Source organism: Photobacterium gaetbulicola (assembly GCF_003025515.1).
Taxonomy (GTDB): Bacteria; Pseudomonadota; Gammaproteobacteria; order Enterobacterales; family Vibrionaceae; genus Photobacterium; species Photobacterium gaetbulicola.
In genome coordinates this window covers 188,151-204,431 of the sequence record NZ_PYME01000007.1, presented here as the reverse complement: position 1 = coordinate 204,431, position 16,281 = coordinate 188,151, and the positions used below count along the sequence as shown (strand labels likewise).

12 protein-coding genes and 3 tRNA genes are annotated in these 16,281 nt (G+C 48.7%); 6 read left to right on the top strand and 9 right to left on the bottom strand.

The features are described from left to right. Positions 1 to 73 precede the first annotated feature (73 nt). Positions 74 to 2,983: a pyridoxal phosphate-dependent class III aminotransferase gene (locus C9J03_RS08640; RefSeq protein WP_420813000.1), complete on the bottom strand. Its 2,910-nt coding sequence runs from the start codon at positions 2,981 to 2,983 to the stop codon at positions 74 to 76. A gap of 939 nt (positions 2,984 to 3,922) precedes the next feature. Between C9J03_RS08640 and C9J03_RS08635 the strand changes: the two genes are divergently transcribed. Both C9J03_RS08635 and C9J03_RS08630 read left to right on the top strand, forming a co-directional pair. Further along, complete coding sequence (locus C9J03_RS08635) at positions 3,923 to 4,945, top strand: PTS sugar transporter subunit IIC (protein WP_044623000.1); 1,023 nt, start codon at positions 3,923 to 3,925, stop codon at positions 4,943 to 4,945. A gap of 324 nt (positions 4,946 to 5,269) precedes the next feature. Next, positions 5,270 to 5,581, top strand: coding sequence for a helix-turn-helix transcriptional regulator (locus C9J03_RS08630; RefSeq protein WP_044622999.1), 312 nt, complete (start codon positions 5,270 to 5,272; stop codon positions 5,579 to 5,581). A 67-nt stretch (positions 5,582 to 5,648) separates the two neighbouring features. Here C9J03_RS08630 and C9J03_RS08625 read toward each other — a convergent pair whose 3' ends face one another. The 7 genes from C9J03_RS08625 to uvrY all read right to left on the bottom strand — a co-directional run bounded on the left by C9J03_RS08625 (position 5,649) and on the right by uvrY (position 10,333). Further along, the gene (locus tag C9J03_RS08625) at positions 5,649 to 5,951 is read right to left on the bottom strand and encodes a helix-turn-helix transcriptional regulator (protein ID WP_039468564.1); all 303 of its coding nucleotides are present in this window, start codon (positions 5,949 to 5,951) and stop codon (positions 5,649 to 5,651) included. 599 nt (positions 5,952 to 6,550) lie between these two features. Further along, positions 6,551 to 6,637, bottom strand: a tRNA-Leu gene (locus tag C9J03_RS08620). Positions 6,638 to 6,714: 77 nt separating this feature from the next. After that, positions 6,715 to 6,790 (bottom strand) — tRNA-Gly (locus tag C9J03_RS08615). A gap of 3 nt (positions 6,791 to 6,793) precedes the next feature. Next, a tRNA-Cys gene (locus tag C9J03_RS08610) sits at positions 6,794 to 6,867 on the bottom strand. Positions 6,868 to 7,260: 393 nt separating this feature from the next. Next, the gene (gene pgsA, locus C9J03_RS08605; protein ID WP_044622998.1) at positions 7,261 to 7,818 is read right to left on the bottom strand and encodes a CDP-diacylglycerol--glycerol-3-phosphate 3-phosphatidyltransferase; all 558 of its coding nucleotides are present in this window, start codon (positions 7,816 to 7,818) and stop codon (positions 7,261 to 7,263) included. A 38-nt stretch (positions 7,819 to 7,856) separates the two neighbouring features. Further along, the gene (uvrC, locus tag C9J03_RS08600) at positions 7,857 to 9,689 is read right to left on the bottom strand and encodes an excinuclease ABC subunit UvrC (RefSeq protein ID WP_082060586.1); all 1,833 of its coding nucleotides are present in this window, start codon (positions 9,687 to 9,689) and stop codon (positions 7,857 to 7,859) included. Further along, on the bottom strand, positions 9,689 to 10,333 hold the full coding sequence (gene uvrY, locus C9J03_RS08595; RefSeq protein WP_039468571.1) for a UvrY/SirA/GacA family response regulator transcription factor: 645 nt from the start codon (positions 10,331 to 10,333) through the stop codon (positions 9,689 to 9,691). The genes uvrC and uvrY overlap by 1 nt, the downstream gene beginning before the upstream one ends. Positions 10,334 to 11,227: 894 nt before the next feature. Between uvrY and C9J03_RS08590 the strand changes: the two genes are divergently transcribed. The 4 genes from C9J03_RS08590 to C9J03_RS08575 all read left to right on the top strand — a co-directional run bounded on the left by C9J03_RS08590 (position 11,228) and on the right by C9J03_RS08575 (position 15,848). Further along, complete coding sequence (locus tag C9J03_RS08590) at positions 11,228 to 11,779, top strand: ECF-type riboflavin transporter substrate-binding protein (protein ID WP_044622996.1); 552 nt, start codon at positions 11,228 to 11,230, stop codon at positions 11,777 to 11,779. Between the two features lie 3 nt (positions 11,780 to 11,782). After that, the gene (locus C9J03_RS08585) at positions 11,783 to 13,477 is read left to right on the top strand and encodes an ABC transporter ATP-binding protein (protein ID WP_044622995.1); all 1,695 of its coding nucleotides are present in this window, start codon (positions 11,783 to 11,785) and stop codon (positions 13,475 to 13,477) included. Continuing rightward, a complete protein-coding gene (locus C9J03_RS08580) occupies positions 13,477 to 14,316 on the top strand; it encodes an energy-coupling factor transporter transmembrane component T family protein (protein ID WP_044622994.1) in 840 nt (279 codons plus the stop codon). Before C9J03_RS08585 ends, C9J03_RS08580 begins: the two co-directional genes overlap by 1 nt. Positions 14,317 to 14,492: 176 nt before the next feature. Next, the gene (locus tag C9J03_RS08575) at positions 14,493 to 15,848 is read left to right on the top strand and encodes an ABC1 kinase family protein (protein ID WP_044622993.1); all 1,356 of its coding nucleotides are present in this window, start codon (positions 14,493 to 14,495) and stop codon (positions 15,846 to 15,848) included. A gap of 21 nt (positions 15,849 to 15,869) precedes the next feature. On the opposite strand, the gene C9J03_RS08570 is transcribed toward C9J03_RS08575, so the two are convergent. Next, positions 15,870 to 16,211, bottom strand: coding sequence for a hypothetical protein (locus C9J03_RS08570; RefSeq protein WP_044622992.1), 342 nt, complete (start codon positions 16,209 to 16,211; stop codon positions 15,870 to 15,872). Positions 16,212 to 16,281 lie beyond the last annotated feature (70 nt).

Here is a 16,281-nt window from a genome sequence, read left to right as displayed (position 1 = left end):
TCTTCTTTATTCCATAATTAAATGAGTGAGTGTTCCGGCACAGCTGACTCACCAACTGTGCCGTACCAGTTACTTAACCAAGTTTACGTTCAGCTTGTGCTGCTACCTGGTTGATTTCTGTTAGTAATGATTCAAAGTCAGACAGAGTCAGACATGGGTTCAAAATCGTGAACTTGAGGGCAACTTTGCCATCCACCACGGTTTCACCCAGTACAGCCTTGCCTTCAACAAGAGCATCAATGCGTAGTTGTTTGTTAATTCCATCTAGCGCCGACGCTTCATTGTTACCGATGTAGCGGAACAACACCGTTGATAGAGCCGGATCAGCCAACAGTTCAAATTCTGCCGACTGGTTAATCATGTCTGCAACCTGCTGCGTCTGGTTGAGCAGGTGATCATACATGGCACCCAATGCCTGAGGACTGACACACTGCATCGTCATCAACACCTTCAAGGCGTCGAAACGCTTGGTCGTCGCAATCGACTTGTCGACCAGGTTCGGCAGCAGATCATCTTCGCGGTTCAGGTAATCTGCATGGTGAAGCAGGTACTTGAAGTTTTCTTTGTCTTTGATCAGTACCGCTCCGCAGCTGATTGGCTGATAGAACAGTTTGTGGAAGTCGACACTTACCGAGTCGGCCTTCTCAATGCCGCACAGACGCGTCTTGTGACGGCTCAAGATCAGCGCACCGCCGTAAGCACCATCAACGTGCAACCATAGGTTGTGTTGCTGGGCCACATCGGCCATGCCGTTTAGGTCGTCAATCGCACCGTGGTCAGTCGTACCCGCGGTACCCACCATGGCAAACGGCAGCAGCCCGTCGTTTTTCAGCGTTTCGATGGTATTGACCAGAGAAGCGAGCTTGATGGTACCGTCAGGATTAGTATCAACCGTCACCACGGCATTCTCACCCAGCCCCATTAGCGACGCGGACTTCTGTACGGTGAAATGCGATTTCTTCGAACACAGGATACGAAGCTTGCCTGCGTAATCAGGTAGCCCCTGTTTCTGGATGTTATGGCCAGAAATCGTGTCAGCCGCCCAATCGCGTGCCAACAGCAAGCCCATTAGGTTGGACTGGGTGCCGCCACTGGTGAACACACCGTCAGCTTGGGTGCCCAACTGGTACAGCTCGCATAGCCAGTCAACGACCTTCTGCTCAACAAAAGTGGCTGCACTTGCCTGATCCCAAGAATCCATCGACTGGTTCAGGGCGGCAATAAAGGCTTCAGCCGCAACAGCCGGTAGCAGCGGCGGTGTATGCAGGTGCGCGATACAGTGCGGATGCTGAACCATGATAGAGTTCTTGGCAATCAGCTCACCGGTTTGCTCGATCACCAAATCCAATGGCATTTGCTGGTTGTCCAGATCAATGTTGTTGATCAGGGTTTTCAGCTGCTGGGGATCCATGCCTGAATATGGGGTGTCAGTATTCTCAAAAACCCCCTTCAGTACTTGTGTCGTTTGGTTCAGCGCCGCTTCGAACTTGTCCGCACCGCCTTTGCCGGTGTGGATGAAGTGGTTACGCCAATCGGCCGCTTCGCTCGCCACAGGCTCTTTCACCTTGGCAGGACCTGCTGTTGCAATGATGGCTTTGCTCAAAGCATCAAGGGCAAAATCAAGCTGCTCATACGAGATGATCAACGGCGGTAGGAAACGTAGCACAGAGCCCTGGCGACCGCCTTTTTCGATGATCAGGCCACGCTCTAGCGCCGCACGCTGAATCGCGATAGTCAGTTCTGGTGCCGCTTCCGGCTCGCCAAATTTGTTCTTAGAACCATCTGGCTTACAGATCTCGATACCCAGCATCAAACCCTTGCCGCGAACTTCGGCAATACAGTCAGTGTACTGAGCAATACGCTCCAGACCTTCACGCAAGTATTGGCCTGCTTTCTTCGCGTGCTCGACCAGGTTATCACGACGGATAATTTCAAGTGCCTTTGCACCCGTTGCCATCGCCAACTGGTTACCACGGAATGTTCCCGTATGCTCGCCTGGCTTCCAAGTATCGATAGACTTATCAAAGATAAGCACCGACATTGGCAAACCGCCGCCTACCGCTTTGGACAGGCACAAAATGTCAGGGGTAATGCCTGACTCTTCAAACGCAAAATTCGAGCCAGTCTTACCAATACCGCACTGGATCTCATCAAAGATCAGCAGGATGCCGTGCTCTTGGGTAATACGGCGAAGCTCACGCAGCCAGAATGCTGGCGCAGGGATCACACCACCTTCACCTTGAACCGGCTCAACAATGATTGCCGCCGGCTTCTGCACGCCACTCTCGTCATCATTTAGCATACGTTCGATGTAGCGAAGCGTCTGCTTGGCCCCTTCTTCACCGTGCATGCCAAACGGGCAGCGCAGGCTGTATGGGAAAGGTAGGAAATGAACATCAGCCATCAGGCCTTGACGACGGGCTTTGGTATTAAGGTTACCCATCATGGCCATGGTGCCGTTTGTCATACCATGGTAAGCACCGTGGAAAGCTGCCATGGTGTTACGGCCTGTGGTTTGCTTGGCAAGCTTGATTGCTGCTTCAACAGCATCAGCGCCAGATGGGCCACAGAACTGAATACGCGCATTCTTGGCAAACTCATCAGGCAAGAAGCTCATAAGCTCCTTGATGAATTTGTCTTTAACTGGCGTAGTGATATCCAATGTCTGGTATGGCAGGCCAGCTTGCAACTGGTCAACAATTGCCTGGTTAATTTCAGGGTGGTTATACCCCATCGCCAACGTACCGGCACCGGCGAGGCAGTCCAGAAACAATTGGCCACGGCTGTCTTCGACCAGCGCACCAGAAGCCTTGGCAATAGCCAGAGGTAAACGACGTGGATACGATCGCACTTCGGATTCATAATGCTCTTGACTAAGCAGCAACTCATCAGGTGTTAAATCATAAACATCATGTACAACAGGTACATTTGAAGCGAGTTTTAGCTCATCAAGGTCAAACACATTACTCATGTTCTTTTCCATTTGAAACACCACACCCCTTGTCGCCTTCTCCATTGATACAAGACTCAGAAACAATTTTTGTTCAGCACTAAAAACACCCCCAAGTAATGGTGGTGTGATTGATGTGAACTGGAGAAAATTTCAAGGTTCGGTGTAGCTGCATCTAGCAAAGATGCATTGACTATAAACTACCGATTGCTTGCGCTCTCGGCGTGACCGAAAACCAACTGATTACCAAGACAAAATTCGCCTCAACGCCAGTCAAAATGACAGCATGTGATCAGAAAGTTAAAAACCAGTGAATGTGATCGGAAAGATCAAGGCTCAGTAATAATACTGCAATTGGGTAAGACAAAGCTGATTAGAGTAGTAAGAGTAAAATTATTCACAGTTGGGTTCCTTCAATATGCGCCTGCATTGCTGTTACAGGACTGCGCTATCAATGCCCTTCTACTAACCCTAATCAGGTTAGTACCTACGGCGTACCAAGAGGCAATCAGCCTGAATACCGCTTAGTACAGTGTGCCTCAGAAATGTCGTCCTGAGATTGCGCTGAAAAGTACCACACCAGTCACGTGTATGCCAGAAATATTTCATTGAATTATGCGGCCTAAGCCAACTTCATGATTGTCCACCACCAAACAGAGCCCAACAGGAGAAAACACCTGGTTATTTCGCGATAACCAGAAGAACATGATGTTGCTCACCAAACCAACCAGCTCCATATGCTACTGTTTTGTCAAGTCAATGCGACCACCGAGAACCGCTCATGAAGCATATTATTCGACTGCTCCCCCTATCAGGTACTCATCCCTGATTTCAAATTTTTGCTAACAGTCTGTTCAGCAAGTTTTTTCCCCCTCCCAAGCACCACCAATTGCTTTCAATTCCCGATCCGGGAGCCCCTATTGATTTCTATTCCCCCTCTCCATTAACAGTACTAAATGACAAGGAATGATTATGGAAATCTTAATGGGTGTCGTCGCCCTGCTCGGCGCGCTGTGCCTTTTTTCGCTGTTTAGTTTCAAGGCTCCAAACGGCAGTGCCGCAATGAGTGGGCTTGCCGATGCCGCTATCGCCACTTTTCTGGTTGAAGCTATTCATAAATACGTCATGGGTAACCTGCTTGGAATCGGCTATCTTGCTGAGTTTGGCAATATGGTTGGCGCAATGGGCGGGATAGCCGCGGCAACACTGGTCATGCTTCGCATGGGGGTGCAACCGGTCTATGCCATCGTTACGGGTCTTGCGATGGCTAACCTCGGCATTCTAGAAGGATTCATCGTCGGCTATCTGTTCTCTTTTGCCACCCCGCTGTTCAAGAAGTATTTGCCTGAAGGGGTGGATGTGATCCTAGGGGTACTCACGCTGGCACCATTAGCCCGCTTGGTCGGCATTTTTATCAGCCCGGGGCTGGAAGTTTTGATGGGCACTCTGGCCAGCATGATCACCGAAGCCACGTTGCTATCGCCTATTGCTATGGGCTTCTTGCTCGGAGGCCTGATTAAAATGGTGTGCACGTCACCGCTGAGCTCGATGGCATTGACTGCGATGCTGGGGCTAACGGGATTACCGATGGGGATTGCGGCCATTGCCTGCGTCGGTGGCTCGTTCACCAATGGTTATATTTTCCACTCGCTCAAACTGGGCAAGTCGAGCAACACCATCAGCGTGATGCTGGAGCCGCTTACCCAGGCCCACATCGTGACCAGAAACCCGGTTCCTATCTTTATGTCCAACTTTATTGGTGGAGCCTTGGCCGGGGTCATCGCCGCCTACTTCGGTATCATCAATGATGCCCCCGGTAGTGCCGCCCCCATTCCTGGCCTATTGGCGTCCATCGCCTTTAACGAGCCTCATACTTTGCTGATGGCCACTGTTGCCGCTGCGATAGCCGGTTTGGTAGGCGGTATCATTGGTCACCGCCTCTACATCAAGCTACTGGCTGAGCGTATACCTCTGCAGCACTTTGCCAACGGCTAAAACGAGAAAAACATTCGGGACTAAGTTCCTCCCAATGTGATGTTGATAATCCCCACCTAGAAAGTAGTGGGGATTTTATATCTCTCGATAATAAATAAAAATACGGTGTATTAAACAACAGTGCAAATAATGCAACTCGATGTGATTGAAAATGAACATTGAGATATATCACCAACATTTCCTACCAGACAAAAGTCTTAACAGCCAACATCTTGTATACATAAACACACTAAGATTTATAATATACCTCATAAATAATATAATTAATGAATCCTGCGGAATTTTATAATTTGTCAGCACCCGCATATAGCAAGGACAATTTAAATGTTATCTTATGATTACTACTGTGAAGTAATCGCATTTAATATTAAACAGCACAGGGAAATTAAGGGGTTAACCCAGTCAAAGCTTGCGGAAGCTATTAATGTATCGAGAAAAACGATACTTGATATCGAATCAAACAAAACGTCGCTTAAAGTCAAAACTCTGTTACGGATTGCTGACTGCCTTGGTTGTCGCGTTTGTGATTTGATGCATGAGCAATGTCAGCCACTGACTCTAGGCGATAACATACTGAAAATGCTAGCAGAAGGTGGATTGAAAATAGTCAGTGCGCAGGAAGGAGGGCATAAATAAGCAGTTCGTTACTGTACAACGCATCAAACTGCCTATGAACACATATTATTTTTTGGGAGCAGCCTGGTTACACCTCGGGGATATTCACGACCATGAGTCCATTGCTCTCAAAAATTTCAATAATTCTCTCACCCATACCTTTATCTTTGCTTTGGATGCCTAACAGATCGGCGACCTCACATTTTAGACAATCACAAATACGGTAAAGAGTTGATAATTTTATGTCTGCTTTATTAGACTCGATGTCTATATAAGTTCTTCTTGATACATTAATACATTTTGCAACTTGAACTTGTGTTTTACCACGAAACTCTCTGAGGGTTTTTATTCTATGGGCTAGGAACTCAGGCTCATAACTATTAGGTTGCATTTATCCTTACCGTTTTCCAAAATACTTCCAACCTCACTGTTGAAAATAATAACTATCGACCACGATATACCAATCGAATTAAAAGCATAAAGTAACTTTATGCGGGGCGATTATACGTTCATTAGATATACATGTAAATTATTCAACCGATATCACACCATTGATGGCACTTATGTATTGATATCCAGTTAAGCCCTCGCTGAACCGCCTGCGGCTAGAGCAATAAAGATTTACTTATTCATACATAATTACCTATCAATTTTATTGATAATCATGGGTTTTGTGACATAATAGCCCTATCTTGATGATTTAAGCCTTATCAAGAGTTCTACATTCTTTTACCGTCGTACCCTCTTAGTGCGACGGCTTTTTCTTTTCAAGTCTCCCTATACCATTTCTCTCCATATAGCACTTGTATTATTAACTCTCCTACAACATACACACGGCAGCACTCTGTGCAAGTGTGCAGCTGATTACGCCCAGAAAAGAAGATACGGTATGAAATGCCAAAAGATGTTGGATAGCTTGCTGAGGCAAAGAAAGGGATATTGGTGAGATCAAAAAAGCCCACAAGCAAAGCTTGCGGGCTTAATATGAGATGGTGCCCCGGGCCGGACTTGAACCGGCACAGCGCGAACGCCGAGGGATTTTAAATCCCTTGTGTCTACCAATTCCACCACCAGGGCACGCAATACTTTGCGATGCCGTTTAGTACAGTAAACACCATCTTTGTCTTACCGCTGATTGCCGTAAGATTTTAATCTGGAGCGACACACGAGGTTCGAACTCGTGACCTCAACCTTGGCAAGGTTGCGCTCTACCAACTGAGCTAGTGTCGCAAATGGAGGCGCGTCCCGGAGTCGAACCGAGGTCCACGGATTTGCAATCCGCTGCATAGCCACTCTGCCAACGCGCCATTCGGTAATCATATTTGATTAACTAACCGCACCAGATGTGTTCCGTTGCGGTATGTGGTGCATTCTACGCAATACCGCGCCTGAGTCAACAGTAAAATTCATCATTTTTGGTCAAGTGGCGAATTTGCAGTCAATAACCCCTGTTTTATAGATTTTTAACTCTTACATTATCGTATGATGCTCAATTTTAAGGCAAAAAGACAACTTTAAAATATCAGATTTCCATCACACTAACATCAATATGACTACAAAAATAAAAGTTAACAGTACTGAATTTGAGAAATGCCTTAAAAATCACCTTTACGAACTGATTTATGAAACTCTTCCAGCAGTTCGTGTTTCAGCCATAAAAAAAGCGGCTATTAAGCCGCTTTTCCAACAGTACAGGGACTTCACAGGTCTTCCGAGTTCAGTAAGTCATGCTTGGCGGCCTTGAGGTAAATGTACATCGACCAGTAAGTCAAGATCATCGCAACGTACAAAGCGATGTAACCAATCCAAACTAGCCACTCGTTCGGATGCCACAGTAGGACGATTAGCGCAACCATCTGAGAAGCGGTTTTGACCTTACCGACCCAGGACACCGCAACACTCGAGCGCTTGCCTAATTCGGCCATCCACTCCCGCAAGGCAGAAATAATGATCTCGCGTCCAATCATCGTAATTGCCGGTATGGTTACCCACACCGAATTGTAGTGCTCAACGACCAAGACCATCGCCGCAGCGACCATCACCTTATCGGCAACCGGATCGATAAAAGCACCAAAACGTGTAGTCTGGTTTAGTTTACGGGCCAAGTAGCCATCAAACCAGTCTGTGACGCCGGCAATCAAGAAAATCAACGCTGTCGCAAAAGGGGACCAGTTATACGGCAGATAAAAGGTGATCACGAAAAATGGAATCAAAATGAGCCGTATAAAACTTAGAATGTTCGGGATTGTTAAACGCATAGTTCTTCGTTCTTATTGTGTAGATGTACCGCACGAACCTAATGATTCAGCGCGTCATAAATTTTTTCTGCCATCGCACGACTGATGCCCGGCACCTTGGCGATTTCTTCTCTGCTAGCTTTTTTCAGTTCCTGTAGGCCACCCATATATTTGAGCAATGCTTGGCGACGTTTGGGGCCGATACCCTCAATGTCTTCCAAAGCACTACGTTTTCTTACTTTTGCACGCTGGGCACGGTGACCGCTGATTGCATGATTGTGACTTTCATCCCTGATATGTTGAATTAAATGCAACGCTGGGGAATCTGCCGGCATTGAAAACTCTTCGCCAGTGGTAAGCAACAACGTTTCCAGCCCTGGCTTTCGGGTCGTCCCTTTCGCTACCCCAACCAAAAGCGACCGCTTTGGCCACTCTGTCATCAACGGATTAACTACATCATACGCTCTTGACAGCTGACCTCTACCCCCATCGATAAAAATAATATCAGGAATTCTATCCGGATCGACTTGTGAACCATATCGACGCGCTAAAGCTTGTGCCATCGCAGCATAGTCATCACCGCCGGTAATGCCGGTGATGTTATAGCGACGATACTCCTGCTTAAGCGGTCCATCCTGATTGAACACCACACAAGAGGCAACTGTCTTCTCTCCCATGGTGTGACTGATATCAAAACACTCCATTCGCTCAAGCCGATTGAGCTTCAGTGCTTCACGCAGGGCAGTAAAGCGCTGGTGGACGGTCATCCGATGGCTAAGTTTACTCGTAAGCGCCGTTCTGGCGTTTGTTTGCGCCAAACGCTGGAACTTGGCTTTATTGCCACGAGTATGGGATTTGATGACGATTTTACGCCCTGCAAGCTCCGTCAACGTCTGCGCAATCACTGCCTGCTCATCACCAAGCGCCTCCCCCAGCAGGATCTCACTCGGGATCACCCGGCCCTCGGCCTGATTGAGGTAAAACTGGGTAACAAAACTGGACAGCACTTCTGTTATCTCGGCATCGAGTGGCATCTTAGGGAAATAACTGCGGCTGCCCAAAATCTTGCCTTGGCGGATATAGAGCGCATGGATACAGGCCATGCCATTTTCGTAGGCGATGCCGATCACGTCCAGATCATCATCACTATCGTGGCTGACAAACTGCTGTTCCTGTACGCGCCTTAGCGCCTGGATCTGATCACGGTAGGTCGCCGCCTTCTCAAAGGCCAACTGCTGGCTCGCCAGCTCCATTTTTTCGACCATCGACGTGATCACCTGGCGGTCTTTGCCTTTCAAGAACAGCCGGACATAGTTGACCTGCTCTTCGTAGTCTTCGTCACTCACCAGCCCTTTAACGCAGGGCCCAAGGCATCGACCAATCTGATACATCAGGCATGGGCGGCTGCGGTTAGCGTAGACTGAATCTTCACACTGGCGAATGGGAAAAATTTTCTGCAACAGATGCAAGCTTTCCCTCACGGCACCACCGTCCGGGTAGGGCCCGAAATACTCGCCTTTGCGCTTCTTGGCACCGCGATGCATCGACAGACGGGGGTGAGCAGAGGCACTGAGGAAAATGTAAGGGTAAGACTTGTCGTCCCGGAGCAGGACATTGTATTTCGGCAGGTAAAGCTTGATGTAGTTGTGCTCAAGGATCAGAGCTTCCGTTTCGGTATGCGTAACGGTGACATCAACCTTGACAATATTTTTAACCAAGGCACGGGTCTTCTCCCCCGCCACATTCACCCGGAAGTAGCTAGAAAGACGCTTTTTAAGATCTTTGGCCTTACCGACATAGATAACCTCATCAGCCAGATCATACATTCGGTATACACCTGGCTGATGAGTCACAGTTTTTAGAAAACTTTTTGCGTCAAACCGTTCCGACACTACAACGTCTCTGTGTCTAACATTCCATGGCGGATAGCAAGGTGGGTAAGCTCTACATCACCGTTAATATCCAGTTTATTGAATAAACGATAACGATAGCTGTTCACGGTTTTCGGGCTCAGATTCAGTTGCTCTGAAATATCGGTCACTTTCTGCCCTTTGGTGATCATCATCATGATCTGTAGCTCACGTTCAGAGAGATCTTTGAAAGGGTTTTCCGAATCTGGTGCAAACTGGCTCAATGCCATCTGCTGCGCAATTTCAGGTGAAATATAACGCTGTCCACTATTGACCATGCGAATGGCATTGATCATTTCGTCAGGGCCGGCACCTTTAGTCAGGTAGCCTGCTGCGCCTGCCTGCATCACCTTAGTCGGAAACGGGTTTTCTGTATGGATGGTCAAAACGATAATTTTGACATCAGGACTAAAGCGCAAAATTTTACGTGTCGCTTCAAGGCCACCGATACCAGGCATATTCATGTCCATAAGAATGATGTCCGCATGAGAATTACGGCACCATTTTACGGCTTCTTCACCACTGTCGGCTTCCCCTACCACTTTTATACCACGGACATCTTCAAGCAGACGTCGGATCCCTGTGCGAACCAGTTCGTGATCATCTACAAGGAATACATTAATCAAGCTGTATCTCCAATATGATTTGGCTCTGCACCCAGCCGAATTGGCGGGATAGCTGTTACTGATATTATCCAATTCTACCTTAACTTCCCACCAAATCTCATGCAGTTTCTGTGTAACAGCGCATGTTTTCGTAGTAAGTTAAGGCTTGACAAAACAATGATTTGTCAATTTTTACAAGCTTCAAAATAAAATAGCTTGGACAGCAGTATTTACTATATTTCGAAAAAAATAAAGTGAAATATTCAAGTTATCCAATTAGTTAGATTTATCTCAAAAAGATAGCTCTAATCTGTAATATTGTTGAGGCAATCAATATGTTAAATCAATTACCCATTAGTGGTGTCTGCTTCCGCTTTATTCATCAAAGTCTAAAAAAAGCAGCTAGTTAGTGAAATTTCCTTTTTTTTCGGCAAGCTACAATTTTCATTTGGCAAAAACATCTCGCACCACATTCTGCACAATGATAGCCTCCGCTCAAACCAAGCCTTCGCTTTGCTTGCCAGCCAAATGGCCTCCTTCCATGATTAAAGTATTACCCATCAATAGCGATTAACAAACGTCACGTGTCCATTAGTCTTGGCTTTGATGGATATAGCCGCTTTGCTGCTAACAGTATGACTTTTGGTACGTAATCTCCCCACACAATGTTCACCCCGGCAGCAGGACCGGCCATTTTGGCTAAGAGTTAGACGTCTAGATGTAGAGGTTTCCCTTCTGTTTGATGTTCATGTATGATGTCGCGTCCTTATGCCTGCCGGCATAACTGCTCTTGCTTAAATATGGATATTTGCAACCCCTTACCCGCCATCGATGCGGGTTTGTTTTGGACTTCGCAAGCAGCCTTTTGGCCGGCAATGTACAAGCAAATACCCAAGAGCTTTAAAAGGTTATGTCATGAATCTCTCTGCCAAGACAGTTGTGCTCATCGCAATCGGTGCAGCCTTATATGGTATTGGTGGTCTACCTATGTTTGGTATTCCTGTCTTTGCAAATACCACTCTCAAACCTGCAATGGCAGTGCTTGCCTTGTTCGGTGTACTATTCGGCCCTCTCGTAGGCTTTCTTGTCGGCTTCATCGGCCACTGGGTCACCGACCTTTTCGCTGGCTGGGGCGTGTGGGTAACTTGGGTACTCGGCTCAGGGATCGTCGGCCTGGTCATTGGCCTGTATCCCAAAATCACCAAGCAGAGAATTGAAAAAGGGCTATTCTCCAAATTTGACTTCTGCCTGTTCGTGCTCCTGGCTTTCATAGGCAATGTCGTGGGCTATGGCTGCTCAGCCTTCCTTGACGCCGTACTGTACGCCGAACCGTTTACTAAGGTGCTGGCACAGCTAACGATCATTGCTGTCGGCAACACGGTACTGATCGCCATTGTCGGCCACTTCATCCTGACTGCTGTCGCCAAGCGCAAGCAACAAAGCTACAACCTGATCGAGGCAGAATAAGTCATGTCTATTCAGTTTACTGACTTCTCATTCAAATACTGGGCGCTGCAAAAGCCCACCCTGAAGAACATCAACCTAACCATAAATAAAGGCGAAAAGGTTGTTATTGTCGGCCCAAGCGGTAGCGGCAAGTCTACGTTGGGCCAATGCTTGAATGGCTTGATCCCTTTCTCGGTCAAAGGCGACATCACCGGCAGCCTTGAGATCAACGGTAAAGAAACCCAGCAGATGGATCTTCACCAGTGCACCAGCCTGGTGGGAACGGTCCTGCAAGACACCGATGGCCAATTTGTCGGCTTGAGCATCGGCGAAGACATCGCCTTTGCCCTGGAAAACCAGATGATTGCACCAGGTCCAATGCGCCAAGTGGTTGAAGAAACAGCGGCAATGATGGAGCTGGATGATATGCTGCATATGTCACCTTTCGACCTCAGTGGCGGCCAGAAGCAGCGCGTATCGCTGGCAGGGGTGATGGTTGACGATGTCGACATTCTTCTGTTCGACGAACCGCTCGCGAGCTTGGATCCGAAAACGGGCAAGTCAACCATCGAAATTATCGATCGCCTGCACCGCGAGACCGGCAAAACTGTGGTTATTATCGAGCACCGACTTGAAGATGTGCTGCACTGCCATGCCGACCGTATTATCCTGATGGAGCGCGGTGAAATTGTTGCCAACATGACACCCGACGAATTGCTGGCAAGCCCACTGCTAACCCAGCACGGGATCCGCGAGCCCCTGTATCTTTCCGCATTGAAAGCAGCCGGCTGTGACATCGACCAAGCGGATAGGCCCGCCTACCTGTCGACAATCGATATCGACCGTTTCAAACCCCAGGTACTCAACTGGTTCCAGCAAGGTGACGTGGTCACAGCAGCAACTGGCACAACCCCGCTGCTGGAGGTGAACAACCTCGGCTATTCCTACGATGGCCAGCGCCAGACCCTCGACGGTGTCAGCTTTACCGTCAACCAAGGCGAGTTTGTCTCGATCCTCGGCAAGAACGGTTCAGGCAAGTCGACCATCACCCGTTTGATCATGGGCGTACTGGAGCCGGACAGTGGGAGCATTTGCTTTGAAGGGCATGACCTAGCCGCGCGTTCCATTTTCGAGCGAAGCCAAGACATTGGTATTGTGCTGCAGAACCCAAACCACATGATTTCCCACCATATGATTTTCGACGAAGTCGCTTCCGGCCTGCGCAACCGCGGGGTGCCAGAAAGCGACGTCGAAGCCAAGGTGCTGGAGACCTTGAAGCTGTGCGGGCTGGATCGCTACCGCCACTGGCCTATCGATGCCCTGAGCTACGGCCAGAAAAAACGGGTCACCATCGCAACTATCTTGGTACTGGAGCCTAAGCTGCTGATCCTTGACGAGCCAACCGCGGGTCAAGATTACCACCACTACACGGCGATGATGGGCTTTATCAAGGAGCTCAACCAAAAGCTGGGGATCACCATCTTGATCATTTCCCACGATATGCATTTGGTGCTTGAATACACCCAGCGTGCGATCGTCATCGCTGACAGCAAGTTGCTGGCCGATTCTGCCGTCAACGAGGTGTTCAGCCAACCGGCCTTGCTGGAAAAAGCCAACCTGACAGTAACCAGTTTGTATACACTTGCCGATAGCTTGGGTATCGAGCGCATTGATCACTTTATTCGTTGCTTCATTAACCATGAGGCAGGCTCACTTTAATGAAAACCAATAAGATAAAATTCGGTATTAGCTACATCAATACCGGCTCGCCTCTCCATGCGCTAAACGGGATCACCAAGTTCATTTTGTTTATGGCCTGGGTCACCATGGTGCTGATGACGTTCGATGTCCGTATCATTGTGGCCATGATTTTGGTTGGCTTTGCTCTGCTTCGTCTTTCGCGTGTACCTTTTGCCAATTACAAAACCCTGATGACAGGTACGGTCACCGTACTGCTCCTTAATGCACTCTTTATGTTCCTGATTGCACCGCAGCAGGGAACTGAGTATATGGGCAGCCAAACCGTTGTTATCCCGCTACCGGGTAACTACTCCCTAACCCAGGAAACCCTGTTTTATCTGGTAACCGTTACCCTGAAGTACTTCAGCATGTTCCCGGTAGCTCTGGTATTCGTATTTACCACTCACCCGACGGAATTTTCGGCTAGCCTGAATAAGCTAGGCGTCCCGTACCGTATTGCCTATGCGGTAAGCCTGACATTGCGCTATCTACCGGAAGTGACCAAGGACTTCATCAACATCATGCATGCCCAGCAGGCACGTGGGGTGGATATCTCGAAAAATGCACCGGTCTTTACCCGCATCAGAAATGTGGCAAAAATTCTAGGCCCATTGATTTTCTCCAGCCTTGACCGTGCTGACGTGATTTCCAATGCGATGACCTTACGTGGATTTGGCCAGCACAAACGTCGCAGCTGGTATAGCTTGAAGCCGATGACCAAGGCGGATTTCGCCGTCTTGTTGACTATCGCCGTGATCTTGGCTCTGGGCTTTGCCAACCGCTACCACGCCGAACAGCTCTTTTGGTATCCGTTTTAACCTAACGCCAAACACACATCCATCAATATCAAAGGCCAGCACTGCTGGCCTTTTCGTTATGTCCCTTTTCTTTCGCAATCAAGTTTTTAATCGGCATTGCTTGTCAGCCCCTGCCGATATGAACCAACTGCTTTGGCATCACGTACCTGTATAATTAAAGCGACGGGTAAATCGACATGAAACCGGAGAAGATTATCAGCAAGGAAAAGTCAGGGACAGCCAGAGAATATGCCAAAGTCCCGAAAAGCCGCCTGTCGCGTCTGGGACAATTAGGTTCTTTGGCGACACGCGTAGCAGGCAGCATGGTCACCGAGGGAGTCAGGCAGCTCGCCCAGGGCAACCGTCCCAAAGCTAGTGAGTTATTACTCACCCCCAACAATGCCAGGCGCGTTGCCGACCAATTGTCCCTGCTGCGCGGGGCTGCAATGAAAGTTGGACAATTGCTGTCAATGGATGCCGGAGATCTACTTCCGCCTGAACTGGCAGAGCTACTGGCACGGCTGCGGGCAGAAGCCAAGGCGATGCCCATCAGCCAACTCAATGCGATGCTGCAGCAAGAGTGGGATATCGACTGGCAAGACCAATTTCAGACCTTTTCCTTCTACCCTGTCGCTGCCGCATCCATCGGCCAGGTACATGCCGCCACCAACTGGCAAGGTGACAAGATTGCACTGAAAATCCAATACCCGGGGATCAAGCAAAGTATCGACAGCGATGTCGATAACGTCGCTACCCTATTGCGTGTATCAGGGCTACTGCCCAAGGGCGTTGATTATCAGGATTTGCTGGAACAAGCCAAGCAGCAGCTCCACGCAGAAGCAGACTATCAGCTCGAGGCTAAGCTGCTCAAGCAATACCGTCAATTGCTGGCCCATGATACGAGATATGTTATACCAGGTGTCTTCGACGAGCTAACCACAGAAAACATCCTTGCGATGAACTATGTTGATGGCCTGCAGATTGAGTCGCTGATCAACCAGCCGCAGCATGTTCGAAACCATGTTATGGTGCTCGCCTTCGAACTGCTGTTCAAAGAAATGTTTGAGTTCAGGCTAGTACAGACCGATCCGAACTTCGCCAACTTCCTCTACAACGAGCAATATCAACAGTTGGTGTTACTTGATTTCGGCGCAACTCGTGCTTACCCGTCCAGAGTATCAGAAGGCTACCGACGACTACTCAGCGCAGCGCTGCATCATGATAAACCAGCGATGAATTCAGCCCTGCGCCAGATTGGCTTTTTCAGTCAACCGATCACGGCCTCACAGCAAGAGGCGGTGATCGCGCTATGCCTGGAAGCCTGTGAGCCGATCATGACCGTGGGCGAATTTGATTTCGGCCAAACCGACTTGGCGCGTCGAATTCGTGATGCCGGCACGGCGCTGAGCATGAAGGAGAATTATTGGCATACCCCACCTGCCGATGCGATTTTCTTCCACCGCAAGCTAGGGGGATTGTACCTGCTTGCCGCGAGGCTCCAAGCCAAGGTCGATGTTGGGAAGATTTTCTCACCTTACCGGTTACAGGACTGATCCCACCGTTAGTGCAATCCCCTACGACGAGGGGCCCAAATAATGGGCCCGCCAATACCCGGCGTCATCAAACAGCTCTTCGTTAAGGGCAATGGCATTTTCAATCGACAGGTACAGTTCGGAGTTCTCCTCCCCCAGAGACTGAAGCTTTTCACGCGCGCGGTACAGTTCCGCAATATATGCCTGCTGGGACTTGACCGCTAAGTTGTGGCCACTCACTTCTTGACCGGGCTTTTGTTGCGCGAGATAAGCACGGCTATCCTCACCGGCATGAGGGCCATCTTGCTCTAAGCTAACGACAAGCAGAGAGCCCCCCAGAGCCATACCGAGCAGGCCCGTCTTAATGATACTTTTCATCATCATGCAACCTCAAAACTGTAGATTGACACAATAATGACAAACAATTGAATGACGTTCAATTAATACCAGCTGA